The organism is Flavobacterium enshiense (assembly GCF_040750275.1).
Classification (GTDB): domain Bacteria; phylum Bacteroidota; class Bacteroidia; order Flavobacteriales; family Flavobacteriaceae; genus Flavobacterium; species Flavobacterium enshiense_B.
The window spans coordinates 390,348-407,794 of sequence record NZ_JBDOCV010000004.1 but is presented as its reverse complement, the minus strand read 5'-3'; the positions used below and the strand labels follow the sequence as shown (position 1 = coordinate 407,794).

Sequence of the window (17,447 nt, the reverse complement as noted above, 5' to 3'; positions counted from 1 at the left end):
TACAAACGACTAATTACGATAAATATGAGCATGATCATTAAAATTCACGCGAGACAAATATTAGATTCAAGAGGAAATCCAACAGTTGAAGTTGATGTGGTTACTGAAAACGGGATTTTAGGAAGAGCTGCAGTTCCGTCTGGAGCCTCAACCGGAGAACACGAAGCGGTAGAATTACGCGATGGAGGAAAAGCTTTTATGGGTAAAGGTGTTTTGAAAGCCGTTGAAAATGTAAACACGACTATTGCTTCTGAATTGGTGGGAATGTCTGTTTTTGAGCAAAATGCCATCGATAAAATGATGATCGAATTAGACGGTACTCCTAATAAATCGAATTTAGGTGCTAACGCAATTTTGGGCGTTTCCTTGGCTGTGGCTAAAGCAGCAGCTAATGAATTAGGTTTGCCTTTGTATCGTTATGTGGGTGGTGTTTCTGCCAATACGCTTCCGGTTCCGATGATGAACATCATCAATGGTGGTTCGCACTCCGATGCGCCAATCGCGTTTCAGGAATTCATGATCATGCCGGTTAAAGCCCAAAATTTTACTCAGGCGATGCAAATGGGAACGGAAATCTTCCATAACCTTAAAAAAGTTTTACACGATAGAAATCTTTCTACTGCAGTAGGTGACGAAGGTGGTTTTGCGCCAAATTTAGCCGGAGGAACTGAAGATGCTTTGGATTCTATCAAATTAGCTGTTGAAAATGCGGGTTATACTTTCGGCGACGATATTATGATCGCTTTGGATTGTGCCGCTTCAGAATTTTACGTAAACGGAAAATACGATTATACAAAATTTGAAGGGGAAACAGGTAAAATCAGAACCTCTGAAGAACAAGCAAGTTATTTGGCTGAATTAGCTGCAAAATACCCAATCATTTCCATCGAAGACGGTATGTACGAAGACGATTGGAACGGTTGGAAATTGTTGACTGAGAAAATCGGAGATAAAGTGCAATTGGTAGGAGATGACTTGTTTGTAACCAATGTGCAAAGATTGTCACAAGGAATCGAGCAGAACATCGCAAACTCCATCCTGATCAAAGTAAACCAAATCGGTACCTTAACGGAAACTATTGCAGCAGTGAATATGGCACATAATGCTGGTTATACGTCTGTTATGTCACACCGTTCCGGAGAAACAGAAGATAACACGATTGCTGATTTGGCTGTGGCATTAAATTGTGGGCAAATCAAAACAGGATCGGCTTCCCGTTCGGATCGTATGGCAAAATACAACCAACTTTTAAGAATTGAAGAAGAATTGGCAGAAGTGGCGTATTTCCCGAAAGAGAAAGCGTTTAAAGTGAAGAAATAATATTTTTTAAGTTAAAAGCTGAACCTGATAGTGTTATACTGTCAGGTTTTTTGTTTTTTAAGAAAGGTTGTTGCGTAATTGTTAAAAAAGACATTGAAATTTACCTAATAATTAACGATTTCACTGTGATTTTTTCTTTTTAATTCGAATTGATTTTCTTAAATTCGCAAGGAACAAAAAATAATTACATTTAATTCCTAATACAAACATGTCGAAAACTGCAATATTAGAAATTGATGGCAACAAATATGAGTTTCCAGTTATCGTGGGAAGTGAGAATGAGGTTGCTATCGATATTGAGAAGCTACGAGCTGCTACCGGAGCAATTACTTTAGACCCAGGGTACAAAAATTCAGGATCTTGTCAGAGTGAAATTACTTTCCTTGACGGAGAAGAAGGAATCCTTCGTTACAGAGGATATGCCATCGAAGACTTAGCAGAAAAAGCCAACTTTTTGGAAGTATCGTATTTGGTGATTTTCGGAGAGCTGCCTACTGCAAAACAGTTAGAGCAATTCGAAACAGATATCCGTAAATATACTTTGGTAAATGAGGAGATGAAAAACATCATTGATGGTTTTCCTAAGACAGCTCACCCAATGGGTGTTTTATCTTCCTTAACCAGTGCGTTAACGGCATTTAACCCTAAAGTGGTGAATGTAGAGAATGAAAAGGAAATGTATGATGCAGTGTGTAAAACAATGGGGAAATTCCTTGTTTTGGCTACCTGGACATTCCGTAAGAGTTCTGGTTTTCCATTAAACTATTACGACAATACTAAAGGATATGTAGAGAACTTCTTGCGTTTAATGTTTGAGTTGCCAACAGGTCCTTATACTATTAATCCGGTGGTTGTGAATGCTTTGGATAAGTTGTTCATCCTTCACGCAGATCATGAGCAAAACTGTTCCACATCTACAGTAAGAATGGTTGGATCGTCTCATGCGGGATTATTTGCATCCATTTCAGCAGGTGTTTCTGCACTGTGGGGACCACTTCACGGAGGAGCAAATCAGGCGGTATTGGAAATGTTGGAAGAAATTCAAAAAGACGGTGGCGATGCTGAAAAATACTTGGCAAAAGCAAAAGACAAAAACGATCCGTTCCGCTTAATGGGCTTCGGACACCGTGTATACAAAAACTTCGACCCAAGAGCAAAAATCATCAAAAAAGCTGCAGATGAAGTGTTGGCAGAATTAGGTGTAAACGATCCAATTTTAAACATCGCTAAGAAATTAGAAGAGTCGGCTTTACAGGATGAATATTTCAAATCAAGAAACTTATATCCAAACGTAGATTTCTATTCCGGTATTATTTACCGTGCATTAGGAATTCCTACCGATATGTTCACGGTATTGTTTGCTATCGGACGTTTGCCGGGATGGATTGCTCAGTGGAAAGAAATGCGCGTAAACAAAGAGCCTATCGGACGTCCACGTCAGGTGTATGTGGGAGCGCCTTTACGTCCGTTTAAATCAATGAACGAGAGATAATTAATTATTCGATCACAATAAAAAAGTCCCGAGCAATCGGGACTTTTTATTTTTTTTACTACTACTAAAATTATTCAGCCGGTTTTTCTTCTTCCGGATTTTCGGTTGCCTTTTCTTCCTGAGGGGCTTCAGCGGTTTTTTCTTCTACAGGAGTGTCGATAGTTTCTTCAACTTTATTTTCAACGTTGTCTACCATACCGGAGATGGCTTCACTAGCTTCATGCGCTTTTTCTTCCACCCAGTCGGCAGCTTTTGAAGCGGTTTCTTTCGCAGAATCCACAAAATTGTTTAAGGAATCTTTTACGCCTAATTCTTCAAACTTTTGTTCGGCTTTGTCTGCCATTTCGGTAACTTTTTCGGAAGCTTCTTTGGCAAACGATTCAACTTTATCCACAGCTGTGTCAGCCATACTGGAAACATTCTCGCTTAAATTTTCGGTACTTTTTTTGGCTGTACCGAACAGCGAACTGAAAAAACTTGATAGTCCCATAATTTTACTGTTTTTATCAAATGTACTAAAAAACAGCTTAGGAATTACCTTATAAAAGGTAAAAATCTAAAAAGTAATAATAATTTAAATATTTGATTGACTGTTTGTTGTGTTTGTTCGTGACTTATTTTGCTGTATCTTTTTCTTTTATCAGAGCCCTTTTTCTATCTTTGTCAAAAGCCTGAAAATAACGAATTTTTACACGAGTGTTATTTTTCAATACTTTCGGGTTCGAACATAGACTTTTATGAATAAGGATATTATTTTTCTGATAAACAAATCTGAAATTACCGCCGGTACACGAGGAGCCTCTTTAGGGCCAGATGCCATCATGACTGCTGCCCGGAAAAAAGGGAGCTTTATTTTTGGAGAAAACAAAGTTGAAAAAATATTAAGTCAAAACGATTTGTTGGATAAGCCTGCTTTACATCGTTTTGCAAAACGAATTGACGGACTTTCGGCTGTTTATTCCGTGTTGAACGAAAGGGTGTCGGCAATTCTCAGCAATGATTCTTTTCCGATTATTTTGGCAGCCGATCACGGTTCTGCCGGAGGTACGATTGCGGGTATCAAATCTGCTTATCCTAATAAGCGACTTGGTGTGGTTTGGATTGATGCCCATGCGGATATTCATACACCGTATACAACCCCTTCGGGAAACATGCACGGTATGCCTTTGGCAACTGCATTGGCTATCGATAATCTGGAGTCTAGGATAAACGATGTTGATGAGGAAACGGTTACTTTTTGGAATGCGCTGAAACATATCGGAGGAATCACGCCTAAAATCACCCCTGAAGATTTAGTCTATATTGCAGTAAGAGATACCGAAGAACAGGAAGATGCTGTTTTAAACCGTTTGGCGGTTAAAAATTATGAAGTAGCTGAAGTACGCGCCAAAGGTGTTGAAGTGGTTGTAACAGAAATTGAGGAAAAACTTAGAGATTGCGATATTATTTATGTATCTTTTGATGTGGATTCGATGGATCCTGATATGACCTCACATGGAACAGGAACTCCGGTTGACAACGGATTATCTCCAGAAGAAGCAAAGGCTATATTGTTGCATTTTGCCAAGAATGATAAAACCGTTTGTATAGAAGTCGTTGAAGTGAACCCGTGTTTGGATGAGAAGATCAATGTGATGGCGGAAATAACATTGGATATTGTAGAATCCATTGCAGAAGAATTAAAAAAGTAATTTATGCGACAAACCACTAATACCATTGTAATGATTCGTCCGGTTGCCTTTCGAAGAAATGAGCAAACTGCGGTAAATAATTATTATCAAAAGAGTGAAAGCGGGCTTTTGCCAGCTTCGGTTAACGCAAAAGCGCAAGCTGAATTTGACAGATTGGTGTTAAAGTTGGAAGAAGCAGGTGTAAATGTTATTGTGGTTGACGATACGGCCACGCCGGATACACCGGACAGTATTTTTCCTAACAACTGGATTTCTTTTCATGAAAGTGCCGAGGTGACTCTTTATCCGATGTTTGCCGAAAACAGGCGTATGGAACGTCGCGATGATCTGCTGGATATTTTAGAGGAGAATGGTTTTTATATAGAACAATTAGTGGATTATTCCGCTGCAGAAAATGATAATGTTTTTCTGGAAGGAACCGGAAGTTTGGTGTTAGACCGTGAAAACGGAAAAGCCTATTGTGCTGTTTCACCGCGTTCTGATGAAGAATTAATGATTGAATTTTGCGAGGATTTCGAAATGGACCCTGTAATTTTTGATGCCTTCCAAACTGTAAACGGTGAACGCAAGCCGATTTATCACACCAATGTGATGATGTCTGTTGGGGAGAAATTTGCCGTAATTTGTGCAGACAGTATTGACGATGCCAAAGAGCGTAAAATGGTTTTAGACTGTTTGAGGTCTGATGGGAAAGAAATCGTTTTGATAACCGAAGAACAAGTGAATTGTTTTGCAGCAAATATACTTCAGGTTAGAGGCGACGATGACAAACGATTTATTGTAATGAGTGAATCAGCCTTTAAAAGCTTTACACCAGTCCAGCTTAAGGTTTTGGAAAAGCATGGTGAAATTATAAACTCCGATTTGACCACGATTGAAACCCACGGTGGCGGAAGTGCCCGTTGCATGATGGTGGAAGTGTTTTTACCGCTTCAGGAAGAAGAGTAATGTTTTTTAGAAGGTCATTTTATTTGTCTTTTCGAGTAGCGATATTTCGGATCATACCTTCAAAGATAAAAAAGTGGAAAGGAAGCATGGTATACCAATAAAGTCTGCCCTTAAGTCCCTTTGGTCTGAAGGTAGCAGTTTGGTGTAAAATGTTGTTTTTATCAATTCGGAATTCCAGCCAGGCTTCTCCGGGTAGGCGCATTTCTGCAAATAATAAAAGGCGTTTGTTTTCTTTGTCGGCTAATAAAACGCGCCAAAAATCAAGGGCATCACCATTGTCCAAATGGTGGGGATGGGTGCGCCCGCGTCTAAGTCCTACACCGCCAAAGATTTTGTCAAGAATCCCGCGCAGTTCCCACATCCAGTTTCCGTAATACCAGCCTTTTTCGCCTCCTATGGACCAGATGTTCTGTAGTGTTGATTCAAGATCCTGTACTTTAATACTCTGGTGGTCTTTTAGGCAGCCGTAAGTAGGGACTTGTATAAATTCAGTTAGATTTTTTTTGAAGCGACTACTCGCCAAACTATCCTTCCAACTGGAAAGTACCAGATTCTGTTCAATTTTATGAAAGGCCAAACTGATGGCGTCATTATAAGAAATGGGCTTTATGTTAAGAATGTTTTCTAAACGGTTGTCTTCGCTAACAACTTCAACCTTCATGCTGTCAACAAGATTGCAGGCTAATTTGTAAGATGTGGAAGTGACAAAATACAGCCAATAAGAAGATAGTTTTGGAGTCATGACAGGTACCGTAAAAATCCAATTTTTCAAACCGCGATTTTTAGCGTATTGCTGTATCATGTCTTTATAAGTAAGTACTTCTGGACCGCCAATGTCAAACGATTGATTGTAGCAGTCTTCACGTAATTGAACGCCAATAAGATACTCGATTACATTTCGGACAGCAATGGGTTGTGTTTTGGTAAGTACCCATTTAGGGGTAATCATAACGGGAAGTTTCTCGCATAAATCACGGATGATTTCAAATGACGAACTTCCGGAACCAACAACAATACCGGCTTTTAAAACCGTTATCTTGTAAGGTTCCGAACTAAGAATCTTTTCAACATTATGCCTCGATTGTAAGTGTTTGGATAATGTCTTACTGTTGGAAATACCGCTTAGGTAGATTACCTGAGTTGTCCCAATTGCCCTCATGTAGCTGTTGAAATTTTGCGCTGCCTCGGCTTCCATACGATCAAAAAAATGGGTGGAGGAAGACATGGAGTGAATCAGATAGTAAGCAATGTCTAGGTTGTCGGGGATGTTTTCAAAAGTGGGGTTTTTCAGAAAATCAACCTCCCATATACTGATTTTTTTTAGTGTTTCGGGATTCAGTCCTAAACGATTGCGGTCTCTTACTGCGCAAACAACATCGTGTCCCTGAGCCAACAGTTCAGGGAGAAGTCTTTGGCCAATGTAGCCGTTTGCACCCGTAAGTAAAATTTTCATTGCGTCAAAATTACTTAAAGGTACAAAAAGTTATGTTTCTTAAATCGTTTTGAAAATATTTACGATTGCACTGCTGATGTACTGTACGCCTATAGCGATCACAAAAAAACCAATGATTCTTGAAATGGCTACAATTCCGGAAGCTCCCAATAATTTAGACAGATAGTGACCACTTCTTAGAATGACGAAAATTGCAAAAGCAACGGCAAGTATTGATAAACAGATAATTCCTTTGTCTAGATAATCCGGATAATCCTGATAGAAAGCAATTAATAAGGATATTGAACCCGGCCCTGCAAGAATTGGCATGGCTAAAGGAGTTAAAGCAATGTCATTTCGGGTTTGGGCATCGTGGGTTACTTTTTTGTTTACCCCTCTTTTTTTGCTGAATTTCCCGCTCAATAGCGCAAAACCGGAACTGGCAATAACTAGCCCTCCCGCAATACGCAATGCGTCAATACTGATTCCGAAAAACTTAATTACATACTCACCTACAAAAAAGGAAATAATTAAAATAATAAAAACATTAATTGCAGTCCAGAGTGAAGTTCTAAAACGTTCCGATTGAGAATCGTGTTCTGTTAATCCTACGTAAATAGGAATGGCTCCAAGTGGGTTTAATACTGAAAATAAGGCGGCAAAAATGTAAACAAATAATTCCATGGTTTTTATTGCAAAATTAATTTTTAGGTCTTCCTATTAGGGTAAATTTATGTTTAAGGAAAGATTACCTTAATAGGTGAAAGTCTTGTTTTGACTAAAATAGGAAAAAAAGGATAAAAACTGTAACTTTAAAAAAAATATTTGCTATGAAAACATTGGTCATCGGAGCTTCTGATCATCCTGAACGATATTCCTTTCTGGCAGTTAATAGTTTACTGCGTAATAATCATGAAGTGGTAGCTATTGGTGGGCATCAAGGAACTATTGGAAATGTAAACATCGAAACGGAAAAGCGTCTTTTTGAAGATATTCATACGGTATCTCTGTATCTTAATCCCTTGCGGCAAAAAGAATATTACGATTATGTTATCGGTTTAAAACCAAAGCGTGTATTGTTCAACCCCGGAACGGAAAACCCTGAGTTTTTTGAAATCTTAATTCAAAACAACATTCCTTTTGAAGCGGCTTGTACTTTGGTTTTACTGAGTACCAATCAGTTTTAAAAACGAGTTTGTCCCGTTGCAGGTTTACTGATCAGGAATAAACCAAGTAGGGTGATCAATCCGTTTACAATAATCAGTTCAAATGAAAAGGCATATCCGCCAAACCATTCTTTGGAATTTGCATTGATAAAATAAGTAACCATTGGAGACAAAATACAAACTAAAGGAACCAATTTGTCATTAACGGTTTTCGATTTTACAAACAATCCGAAACCGTACAATCCTAAAAGTGGACCATAAGTATATCCGGCAACGGTGAAAATCATGGTTACCACAGACTTGTCATTCAGTGAGTTGAACACCAAAATTACTAAAAACATCAAAAACGAAAAGGCAAGATGTACCATGTGTCTGGTTTTAACGGTTTTCAGGTTGTTGGCATTTTCGGCTTTATCCATACCTAAAAAATCCACGCAAAATGATGTAGTTAAAGCGGTTAAGGCACTATCTGTTGTAGCGAATGTGGCAGCGGTTAAACCCAATAGGAAAATTACAGCCGGGACGATACTTAAATGCTTGAAGGCAATTTCCGGGAAAAGATAATCGGTACGGGCTACTCCGTCTACCATTGGAATACTGATGCCGTTTTTCTCCGCATACATATAGAGTAATGCCCCAACACTTAAAAAGAAGATGTTGATAAGCACAAAGATTCCCGTAAAGGTGAACATGTTTTTCTGGGCTTCCCCGATGTTTTTACAGCTTAAATTCTTCTGCATCAAATCCTGATCCAATCCTACCATGGCGATGGTTACAAAGATTCCTCCCAAAATTTGCTTCACGACATAATTGCCTTGCAGGTAATCTTCATAAAAAAATATTTTGGAATACTGACTGTTTTTCACCGCTTCGAACGCTTCTACTGCACTAAAATCCAAACTTTGACACACAAAAATGATGGTTAAGAAAACCGATAACACCAAAAAGAATGTTTGCAAAGTATCGGTAATGATGATGGTTTTTAATCCGCCTCGGTAAGTGTAAGCGAAAATCAAACCAAGAGAAATCAGTGAAGTTGCCGCAAAAGGGATGTTAAAATCGTCAAAAACATAACGCTGCAAAACAATCACTACTAAATATAAGCGAAAAGCGGAGCCGATGGTTCTGCTGATTAAGAAGATTATGGCTGATGTTTTGTAGCTGATGGTACCCAGTCGTTGTTCGATGTACCCGTAAATGGAAGTCAGATTCATGCGATAATACAGCGGCAGCAATACTTTGGCAATGATGATGAATCCGATGGCATTTCCCAAAATAAACTGAAAATACTTGAATTGTAAATCCGGATTTCCTACTTCACCGGGAACGGATATAAAAGTCACGCCGGATAGCGCTGTACCGATCATTCCAAAGGCTACCAAATACCATTTTGAATTTTTGTTTGCTTTAAAAAAGGTGTCGTTACTATGGTCTTTTTTACTTACGATGTTGGAAATCAGGATTAAAAGCCCAAAATAAATAATAATAATGGTAAGTATGGTTGCCGATGTCATTGCGTAAAATTTAGGAAGCCAATTTACATAAATAATCTTCATATTTTCAAATTGGGTAATTTTCAAAATAACTACTTTTGTGAGATGGAATTTTCTTCAAAACTATTAGAGAAAGCGGTTAACGAAATGTCGCAGTTACCAGGTATTGGTAAAAGGACGGCTTTACGCTTGGTATTACACCTGCTTAAACAGCCAAAAGAGCAGACAGAGTTGCTTACTTCGGCTTTGCTGAACATGTGTGATTCGATAAAATTCTGTAAAAGCTGCCATAATATTTCGGATATCGATATTTGTGAGATATGCGCTAATTCTTCCAGAGATCAGTCGGTAATTTGTGTAGTGGAAGATGTCCGTGATGTAATGGCTCTGGAAAATACCGGTATTTTTAAAGGATTGTACCATGTTTTGGGTGGCAAAATTTCTCCCATTGATGGCGTCGGCCCCAGTCAGCTGAATATTGTAACTCTGGTCGAGAAAGTAAAATCAGGAACAGTGAGAGAAGTTATTTTTGCGTTAAGTTCAACAATGGAAGGTGATACTACCAATTTTTACATTTATAAACAAATTAAAGATTTCAATGTTACTACTTCAGCAATCGCGCGTGGTATTGCAATTGGTGATGAATTGGAGTATGCCGATGAAGTTACTTTGGGAAGAAGTTTGATTCAGCGCATTCCTTTTGAGAACTCTTTGAATAGCAAGTGATGTTACTTTTTGGTTTATTATCGCTGAAAAGTTTAATAATTTCAATTGAAAAACTATATTTGTTTTTTTTCTAATAAAATGTTAATGAGAAAAGTTGTTTTTCTTCTGTATATACTGGTTGCTTTTACATCCGTTTCCTGTATTTCAAATAAAGAATTGGTATATCTTCAAAATAAGCAGCAGGATAGTCTTTCTGTAGCTGTTGCTCCTGTTTTGCATAAACCATACAGGGTTCAGGTGAATGATATCTTGACACTGAGTATTAAGGCACTGGATCAGAAATTAGTAGGGATGTTTAATCCTTCAGAACAACAGGGAGCCCAGACGCAATCCGAACAAAGCCTCTATTTTAATGGGTTTACAGTGGACGATCACGGAAACATACGCATTCCTGTTTTAGGGGAGGTTAATGTTTTGGGGTATACTTTGGATGAAATCAGAATTAAAATAGAAAAGCAACTGTTGGAAGAGCACTTTAAAAGTGAAGCAAATATTTTTGTGACTGTAAAACTGGCCGGTTTGCGTTATACCGTGAATGGAGAAATTGCAAGTCCAGGTACGAAAACCCTTTTTCAGGATAAGGCGACCATTATGGAAGCGATTGCTAATTCCGGAGACATTACCATGACCGGAAACCGAAAAGAAGTAGTGATTATCCGTCAGTATCCACACGGTACGGAAACGCATACCATAGATTTGACCGATGCTAAAGCTATGCAGTCGCCACAGTATTTTATTCAACCCAATGATTATATTTACATTAAGCCACTTAAGCAGAAATCATGGGGGACCGGAACTACAGGGATGCAGTCAATCGCTACAATTATTACCGCATTGTCGTTGGTTTCCACAACTTTTCTGTTACTTAAAAACTTATAAAACAACAGCATGTTAGACGTTAAAGATTTTACCTTTTTTGAGAATCAGAACAGCTTTGATTTTAAAGGCTTTTTTGTCAAAATAATGAGCTATTGGAAATGGTTTTTGGTGTCGCTTATCATTACTTTTACCATAGCTTATCAGGTAAATATACGAAAAGAGAGAATCTTTGGGATGGATGCCTCTATTGTGGTGAAAGATGAAAATAATCCTTTTTTTACGTCAAACACCAGTTTAACCTTTAACTGGGGAGGTACATCTGATAAGGTACAAACCATCATTACAGCTTTACGATCCAGATCGCATAATGAAGCTGTAGTGGAACGCCTCAATTTCTATATCGATTATCTGAAACAAGGGAAATACAATTTGGTAGACGCCTACGGAGAAGTGCCTTTTTATATCGAAATAGATAAAACTAGAGAACAGCTTGCCGGTATTCCCATCAGTATTAAATTTCTATCGGAATCTGAATATCAGGTTAAAATAAATTTTGAGAATTCATCTGTCGGTACCTTTTTATATGCGCAGAATACAAGCGATAAAGCAAATGTTCAGACAGGGGAATTTGTAAAAAAATATAAAGTGGGTGAAAAGGTGGATCTGCCTTTTTTGAATCTGAAACTGTTTGTTTTGCCAGAGGCCGGTTTTTATAAAGGGAGCGAATATTTTATCCGCTTTAATGATTTTGACGGAACCGTTGCCCGATATAAGGGGATTGGTGTAGATGCCGACCCTAAAGCCGGGTCCATTATTCGAATAGCTTTACAGGGAACCAATAAGAAACGTTTGGTAGATTATTTAAACACTACAATAACGGTTTTAAAGAAGAAGCAATTGGATGCTAAAAACCAATTTGCGATTAATACCATTGCCTTTATTGACAGCACTTTATTGGCTATGGAAGGGCAATTGAAAAATACGGAAGATGAATTAAAAGATTTTCGAAAAAATAAAAATGTATTTGAGCTGGAAGCTGGGGGAGAGCGACTTACAGAGAAACTTACCGGTTTTGATGTGGAAAGAGATGGGATTTTAAGAAAGATAAACTATTATAATTCCTTGGCGAGTTACTTGAGAAGCAGTACTGATTATTCCAAATTGCCTGCGCCTACGGTTGCCGGTATTGAAGATCCGAACATTATTAATAATGTAGGTAAATTGATATTGCTTTCCACGGAGCGTTCCGAAATGGCTTATTCCGTAAAAAGTGAAAAAATCTTTAAGGAATTTGACCGCGAAATGGATGCTGTGAAGCGGGTTTTACTGGAAAATATTAATACGGCGAAAGGAGTTTTGCAATATGATTTGTCTTTAATCAATCGTAATATTGGCCAAACCGAAAGTACCATTAAAACATTGCCGGAAGATCAGCAGGACCTTTTGAAGATTACCCGTAAGTACGATTTAGGAGAGAACATCTACAATACCTTTTTGCAAAAAAGAAGCGAAGCGAATATCGTAAAAGCGGCAAATATATCAGATATTGAATTTGTTGATACAGCCAAAGATACCGGCGGCGGGCTTTTAGGACCTAAAACCAGTGTTAATTATATTTTGGCTTTATTGTTGGGGATTTTGATTCCGTTGTCTGTAGTCTTGGTGATTACAATTTTGGATAACAGTATTCATACTACCGATGATATCGAAAAACTTACTAAAATTCCAATAATAGGTGTAGTCGGGAAGAAAAATACGGAGAACAATTTGTCTGTTTTTGAGAAACCTAAATCACCTTTGGCGGAATCGTTCCGAGCTATACGTTCGTCATTGCAGTACATGTACAAGAAGCAAAAGGTGTCTGATACCAAAATATTGATGCTAACCTCGTCTGTCGGCGGAGAAGGGAAGACGTTTTGCTCCATCAATATGGCTACGGTATTTGCTTTGAGTGAGAAAAAAACTGTAATCGTGGGGCTAGATTTAAGAAAGCCGAGAATTTTTGGAGATTTTAACATTCAAAATAATATAGGAGCTGTAAATTACCTTATTGGGCAGAAAACCATCAATGAGGTTATTCAGAATACTCATATTCCTCATTTGGATGTAATTACATCGGGGCCTATACCTCCCAATCCTTCCGAATTAATTCTTGGGGATTCCATGAAGGAAATGATAGAAGAACTCAAGGAACAGTATGAATATATTATTTTGGATACACCGCCGGTAGGTTTAGTTGCGGATGCACTTGAATTAGCGCAATATTGTGATGCAACCTTGTATGTGGCCCGTCAGAACTTTACTAAAAAAGCCATGTTGTCAATTGTGAATGAGAAACACAAAAGAGGGGAATTACACAACATCAGTATAGTCTTGAATGGATTTGAAAACAAAGCGAAATACGGTTATGGCTACGGTTATGGTTACGGTTATGGCTATGGTGCATACGGAAGCGGATATATGGAAGCGGAAAAGGCTAAAACATTTCTTGAAAAACTGAAAGATTTTTTTACTAAAAAGTAGTGCTTTCAGTAAATATTTCACTTAAAAACACATGAATATTGGTTTTCGATTAAAACCGATTTTTAATGAAGATGTATTGGCGATATAAACGCAATTAATAAGTACCCAGATAAAGGCCTTATTTAAATTTGAACTATCTTTGCAAGCAAATTTTTAAAGATGTCCAGTAGTAATTTTTCAATTCTTATAACAGGTGGTGCCGGTTTTATTGGTTCTAATTTGTGTGAATATTTTCTCGCGAAAGGGCATCTTGTTATTTGTCTGGATAATTTTTCCACAGGTTTTCGGCATAATATTGAGCCGTTTTTGGATCATGAAAATTTTACTTTGATTGAAGGCGATATTCGCGATTATGACACGTGTTTAAAGGCTTTGAATGGAGTGGATTACGTATTGCATCAAGCGGCTTTAGGGTCGGTCCCCCGGTCTGTTAATGATCCTGTTACGTCGAATGAAGTGAATGTTACGGGTTTTTTAAACATGTTGCAGGCGGCTAAGGAAACCGGAATAAAACGTTTTATTTATGCGGCAAGTTCGTCTACTTATGGCGATTCCGAATCCCTCCCTAAAGTTGAAGACCAGATTGGAAAACCGCTTTCTCCATATGCCGTTACAAAATATGTTAATGAGCTTTACGCCGATGTTTTCAGTAAGACTTACGGAATTGAAACGATAGGGTTGCGCTATTTTAATGTTTTCGGACGCAAGCAAAATCCTAACGGAGCCTATGCAGCGGTTATTCCGAAATTTGTAATGCAGTTGATGCAGCATGAAAGCCCCGTTATCAATGGAGACGGAAATTACTCCAGAGATTTTACCTATATTGATAATGTGATCCATATGAACGAACTGGCCTTAACCACTTCGGATAAAAATGCCGTAAACACAGTTTACAATACGGCTTATGGAGACAGAACTACGCTGAATGAACTGGTAGACTATCTGAAAGAATATTTATCGGAGTTTGATTCCGAAATTAAAAATATAAAAGTTGTTCATGGGCCTAATCGTGTTGGAGATATTCCGCATTCCCTGGCCAGTGTGGACAAAGCAAAAGAATTATTAAATTACAATCCTCAATTTTCCATTTCACAAGGACTGAAAGAAGCGGTCAAATGGTATTGGGAACATTTACGATAAAGTATGGAAGTTAAGAATATTTGTTGTATCGGAGCTGGATATGTTGGAGGGCCTACTATGGCTGTCATTGCGCAGAAATGCCCTCATATCAGGGTTACGGTAGTTGATTTGAATGAAAGGCGAATTGCTGCTTGGAATGATGAAAATGTTGAAAACATACCTGTTTATGAACCGGGATTGGCTGAGGTTGTTAAGGAAGCGCGCGGAAGAAATCTTTTCTTTTCCACGGAAGTAGACAAAGCTATTGATGCGGCAGATATGATTTTCATTTCTGTCAACACGCCTACTAAAACCTATGGGGTCGGAAAAGGAATGGCGGCCGACTTGAAATACATCGAATTGTGTGCCCGACAAATTGCCCGTGTTTCCAAAACGGACAAAATAGTAGTGGAAAAATCCACTTTGCCGGTGCGAACTGCCAGTGCCATTAAAGATATATTGGATCATACCGGTAACGGCGTTAATTTTCAGATACTTTCCAATCCGGAATTTTTGGCGGAGGGAACTGCAGTTGCCGATTTACACGCTCCGGACAGGGTTTTGATTGGAGGCGATACCACACCGGAAGGTAAAAAAGCGATTCAGTCTTTGGTGAATGTTTATGCCAATTGGGTACCTCAGGAAAGAATTTTGACCACTAACGTATGGTCGTCTGAACTTTCGAAACTTACTGCGAATGCTTTTTTGGCCCAAAGAGTTTCTTCTATTAATGCGATGTCTGAATTGTGTGAAAAAACAGGTGCCGACGTTAATGAGGTAGCACGGGCTATTGGGATGGACAGTCGTATCGGATCAAAATTTCTTAAATCATCTGTTGGTTTTGGAGGGTCTTGTTTTCAAAAGGACATCCTAAACCTTGTTTATATTGCCAAATCATACGGGTTAAATGAAGTAGCCGATTATTGGGAACAGGTAATCATCATGAATGATCACCAGAAAAGACGTTTTGCCAAGAATATTATCAGTACTTTATACAATACGGTTTCCGGTAAAAAAATAGCATTTTTAGGCTGGGCTTTCAAAAAAGACACCAACGACACAAGAGAATCTGCAGCGATATATGTGGCAGATGATTTATTGAGCGAACAAGCTCTTATTTCCGTTTATGACCCCAAAGTGGAAAGTGAACAGATTTATTTTGATTTAAATTATCTGGAAACCCGTTCTGATACTGAAAATACCAAAAATGTTGTTGTTGATAAAAATGCATACAGCGCCTGTGAAAATGCTCATGCCATTGCTGTATTAACAGAATGGGATGAATTTAAAACCTACGATTGGCAACAAATCTACGACAGTATGTTAAAGCCAGCCTTTGTTTTCGACGGAAGAAATTTATTAGACAAAACCCAACTTGAAAAAATTGGATTTATTTATCAATCCATTGGTTCATAAGGAGATTTAAAATACATGAATATAAAAATTGCAGTTATAGGACTTGGGTATGTAGGATTGCCATTGGCGAGATTATTCGCTACAAAGTATCCTGTGGTTGGTTTTGATATCAATCAGAAGAGAATAGCAGAACTTAATAGTGGTACCGATACTACATTAGAGGTTGAAGATGAAGTACTTCAGGCCGTTTTGATCGATCAGCCTTCGGATGCTGTCGGACTTTACTGTTCGTTTGCTCTTGACACTATCAAAGCCTGTAATTTTTATATTATTACCGTTCCGACCCCGGTAGACAAAAACAACAGACCGGATTTGACCCCGCTCTACAAAGCCAGTGAAACGGTAGGGAAAGTATTAAAGAAGGGTGATATTGTTATTTATGAATCGACGGTATATCCCGGAGTAACCGAAGAAGAATGTATCCCGGTGCTGGAGAAAGTATCAGGATTAAGATTTAACGAAGATTTTTTTGCAGGTTATTCTCCCGAAAGAATCAATCCGGGCGATAAGGAGCATACGGTTGAAAAAATATTGAAAGTAACCTCTGGCTCTACGCCGGAAATTGGTCAACAAGTTGACGCTCTTTATAAAAGTGTCATTACTGCCGGTACGCATTTAGCACCCACTATTAAAGTTGCTGAAGCGGCCAAAGTAATTGAAAACTCGCAGCGGGATATTAACATTGCTTTTGTAAACGAGCTGGCGAAAATTTTCAACATTCTGAATATTGATACTCATGCGGTTCTTGAAGCTGCCGGAACCAAGTGGAATTTCCTTCCTTTTAAGCCGGGTCTCGTCGGAGGACATTGTATTGGTGTTGATCCGTATTATTTGGCTCAAAAAGCGCAGGAACACGGGTATCATCCGGAAATTATTCTTGCAGGCCGTCGTTTAAATGACAGTATGGGCGAATATGTTGCGTCGCAGGTTGTAAAACTCATGATTAAAAAGAGTATCAAAGTAAACGGTTCCCGAATACTGATGCTGGGAATCACGTTTAAAGAAAACTGCCCGGATGTCAGAAATACAAAGGTAGTCGATGTGGTGCAGGCCCTTAAAGATTATGAAACCTCGGTAACCATATATGATCCTTGGGCTAATCCTGCTGAAGTTATGCATGAGTATGGTCTTGAAACACAAACAGAACTTCCTCATGAAAAATTTGATGCTATTGTTTTAGGGGTAGGGCATAAAGAATTTTTAACTACGGATTTTAATAGCCTTCGAAAGGAAAATTCACTGATTTTTGACGTAAAAGGAATTTTGGGAACACTTGCTGATGCAAAATTGTAAATTTTTTGA

The 17,447-nt window shown here is 38.4% G+C and carries 15 protein-coding genes; 11 read left to right on the top strand and 4 right to left on the bottom strand.

The window, feature by feature from the left end; translation table 11 throughout:
- The first annotated feature begins 24 nt into the window (after positions 1–24).
- Complete coding sequence (gene eno / locus ABGT15_RS08530) at positions 25–1,320, top strand: phosphopyruvate hydratase (RefSeq protein ID WP_367231004.1); 1,296 nt, start codon at positions 25–27, stop codon at positions 1,318–1,320.
- Positions 1,321–1,528: 208 nt separating this feature from the next.
- Entirely contained in the window at positions 1,529–2,812 is a 1,284-nt protein-coding gene (locus tag ABGT15_RS08525; protein ID WP_367231003.1) for a citrate synthase, read from the top strand.
- A 70-nt stretch (positions 2,813–2,882) separates the two neighbouring features.
- Here the strand turns inward: ABGT15_RS08525 and ABGT15_RS08520 are convergent, their stop codons facing one another.
- Positions 2,883–3,302, bottom strand: a complete 420-nt coding sequence (locus ABGT15_RS08520) for a hypothetical protein (protein WP_367231002.1) — start codon at positions 3,300–3,302, stop codon at positions 2,883–2,885.
- A gap of 247 nt (positions 3,303–3,549) precedes the next feature.
- On the opposite strand from ABGT15_RS08520, the gene ABGT15_RS08515 reads away from it, so the two are divergent.
- Complete coding sequence (locus ABGT15_RS08515) at positions 3,550–4,503, top strand: arginase (RefSeq protein ID WP_367231001.1); 954 nt, start codon at positions 3,550–3,552, stop codon at positions 4,501–4,503.
- Positions 4,504–4,506: 3 nt separating this feature from the next.
- The gene (ctlX, locus tag ABGT15_RS08510) at positions 4,507–5,451 is read left to right on the top strand and encodes a citrulline utilization hydrolase CtlX (protein ID WP_367231000.1); all 945 of its coding nucleotides are present in this window, start codon (positions 4,507–4,509) and stop codon (positions 5,449–5,451) included.
- Positions 5,452–5,470: 19 nt separating this feature from the next.
- Here ctlX and ABGT15_RS08505 read toward each other — a convergent pair whose 3' ends face one another.
- Together ABGT15_RS08505 and ABGT15_RS08500 are read right to left on the bottom strand one after the other, a co-directional pair.
- A complete protein-coding gene (locus ABGT15_RS08505) occupies positions 5,471–6,904 on the bottom strand; it encodes an SDR family oxidoreductase (RefSeq protein WP_367230999.1) in 1,434 nt (477 codons plus the stop codon).
- A 39-nt stretch (positions 6,905–6,943) separates the two neighbouring features.
- Positions 6,944–7,567: a MarC family protein gene (locus tag ABGT15_RS08500; protein ID WP_367230998.1), complete on the bottom strand. Its 624-nt coding sequence runs from the start codon at positions 7,565–7,567 to the stop codon at positions 6,944–6,946.
- Between the two features lie 146 nt (positions 7,568–7,713).
- Between ABGT15_RS08500 and ABGT15_RS08495 the strand changes: the two genes are divergently transcribed.
- The gene (locus ABGT15_RS08495; protein ID WP_367230997.1) at positions 7,714–8,070 is read left to right on the top strand and encodes a CoA-binding protein; all 357 of its coding nucleotides are present in this window, start codon (positions 7,714–7,716) and stop codon (positions 8,068–8,070) included.
- Here the strand turns inward: ABGT15_RS08495 and ABGT15_RS08490 are convergent.
- Entirely contained in the window at positions 8,067–9,563 is a 1,497-nt protein-coding gene (locus ABGT15_RS08490; RefSeq protein ID WP_367231110.1) for a sodium:solute symporter, read from the bottom strand. The two genes, ABGT15_RS08495 and ABGT15_RS08490, sit on opposite strands and share 4 nt — an antisense overlap.
- 84 nt (positions 9,564–9,647) lie before the next feature.
- On the opposite strand from ABGT15_RS08490, the gene recR reads away from it, so the two are divergent.
- The 6 genes from recR (at position 9,648) to ABGT15_RS08460 (ending at position 17,438) form a co-directional block, all read left to right on the top strand.
- Entirely contained in the window at positions 9,648–10,268 is a 621-nt protein-coding gene (recR, locus tag ABGT15_RS08485) for a recombination mediator RecR (RefSeq protein WP_367230996.1), read from the top strand.
- Positions 10,269–10,352: 84 nt separating this feature from the next.
- A complete protein-coding gene (locus ABGT15_RS08480) occupies positions 10,353–11,147 on the top strand; it encodes a polysaccharide biosynthesis/export family protein (RefSeq protein WP_367230995.1) in 795 nt (264 codons plus the stop codon).
- Between the two features lie 9 nt (positions 11,148–11,156).
- Positions 11,157–13,610: an exopolysaccharide transport family protein gene (locus tag ABGT15_RS08475; protein ID WP_367230994.1), complete on the top strand. Its 2,454-nt coding sequence runs from the start codon at positions 11,157–11,159 to the stop codon at positions 13,608–13,610.
- Between the two features lie 159 nt (positions 13,611–13,769).
- Entirely contained in the window at positions 13,770–14,750 is a 981-nt protein-coding gene (locus ABGT15_RS08470; RefSeq protein WP_367230993.1) for an SDR family oxidoreductase, read from the top strand.
- A gap of 3 nt (positions 14,751–14,753) precedes the next feature.
- A complete protein-coding gene (locus ABGT15_RS08465; protein ID WP_367230992.1) occupies positions 14,754–16,145 on the top strand; it encodes a UDP-glucose 6-dehydrogenase in 1,392 nt (463 codons plus the stop codon).
- Positions 16,146–16,160: 15 nt separating this feature from the next.
- A complete protein-coding gene (locus ABGT15_RS08460) occupies positions 16,161–17,438 on the top strand; it encodes a nucleotide sugar dehydrogenase (RefSeq protein ID WP_367230991.1) in 1,278 nt (425 codons plus the stop codon).
- Positions 17,439–17,447 lie beyond the last annotated feature (9 nt).

Excerpts from the sequence above, each read along its gene's own strand:
- eno (WP_367231004.1), top strand. The coding sequence starts at position 25 with ATGAGCATGATCATTAAAATTCACGCGAGACAAATATTAGATTCAAGA.
- ABGT15_RS08480 (WP_367230995.1), top strand. The coding sequence starts at position 10,353 with ATGAGAAAAGTTGTTTTTCTTCTGTATATACTGGTTGCTTTTACATCC.
- ABGT15_RS08460 (WP_367230991.1), top strand. The coding sequence starts at position 16,161 with ATGAATATAAAAATTGCAGTTATAGGACTTGGGTATGTAGGATTGCCA.
- ABGT15_RS08470 (WP_367230993.1), top strand. The coding sequence starts at position 13,770 with ATGTCCAGTAGTAATTTTTCAATTCTTATAACAGGTGGTGCCGGTTTT.
- recR (WP_367230996.1), top strand. The coding sequence starts at position 9,648 with ATGGAATTTTCTTCAAAACTATTAGAGAAAGCGGTTAACGAAATGTCG.
- ABGT15_RS08465 (WP_367230992.1), top strand. The coding sequence starts at position 14,754 with ATGGAAGTTAAGAATATTTGTTGTATCGGAGCTGGATATGTTGGAGGG.
- ABGT15_RS08515 (WP_367231001.1), top strand. The coding sequence starts at position 3,550 with ATGAATAAGGATATTATTTTTCTGATAAACAAATCTGAAATTACCGCC.
- ABGT15_RS08475 (WP_367230994.1), top strand. The coding sequence starts at position 11,157 with ATGTTAGACGTTAAAGATTTTACCTTTTTTGAGAATCAGAACAGCTTT.
- ABGT15_RS08495 (WP_367230997.1), top strand. The coding sequence starts at position 7,714 with ATGAAAACATTGGTCATCGGAGCTTCTGATCATCCTGAACGATATTCC.
- ctlX (WP_367231000.1), top strand. The coding sequence starts at position 4,507 with ATGCGACAAACCACTAATACCATTGTAATGATTCGTCCGGTTGCCTTT.
- ABGT15_RS08525 (WP_367231003.1), top strand. The coding sequence starts at position 1,529 with ATGTCGAAAACTGCAATATTAGAAATTGATGGCAACAAATATGAGTTT.
- ABGT15_RS08505 (WP_367230999.1), bottom strand. The coding sequence starts at position 6,904 with ATGAAAATTTTACTTACGGGTGCAAACGGCTACATTGGCCAAAGACTT.
- ABGT15_RS08490 (WP_367231110.1), bottom strand. The coding sequence starts at position 9,563 with ATGACATCGGCAACCATACTTACCATTATTATTATTTATTTTGGGCTT.
- ABGT15_RS08520 (WP_367231002.1), bottom strand. The coding sequence starts at position 3,302 with ATGGGACTATCAAGTTTTTTCAGTTCGCTGTTCGGTACAGCCAAAAAA.
- ABGT15_RS08500 (WP_367230998.1), bottom strand. The coding sequence starts at position 7,567 with ATGGAATTATTTGTTTACATTTTTGCCGCCTTATTTTCAGTATTAAAC.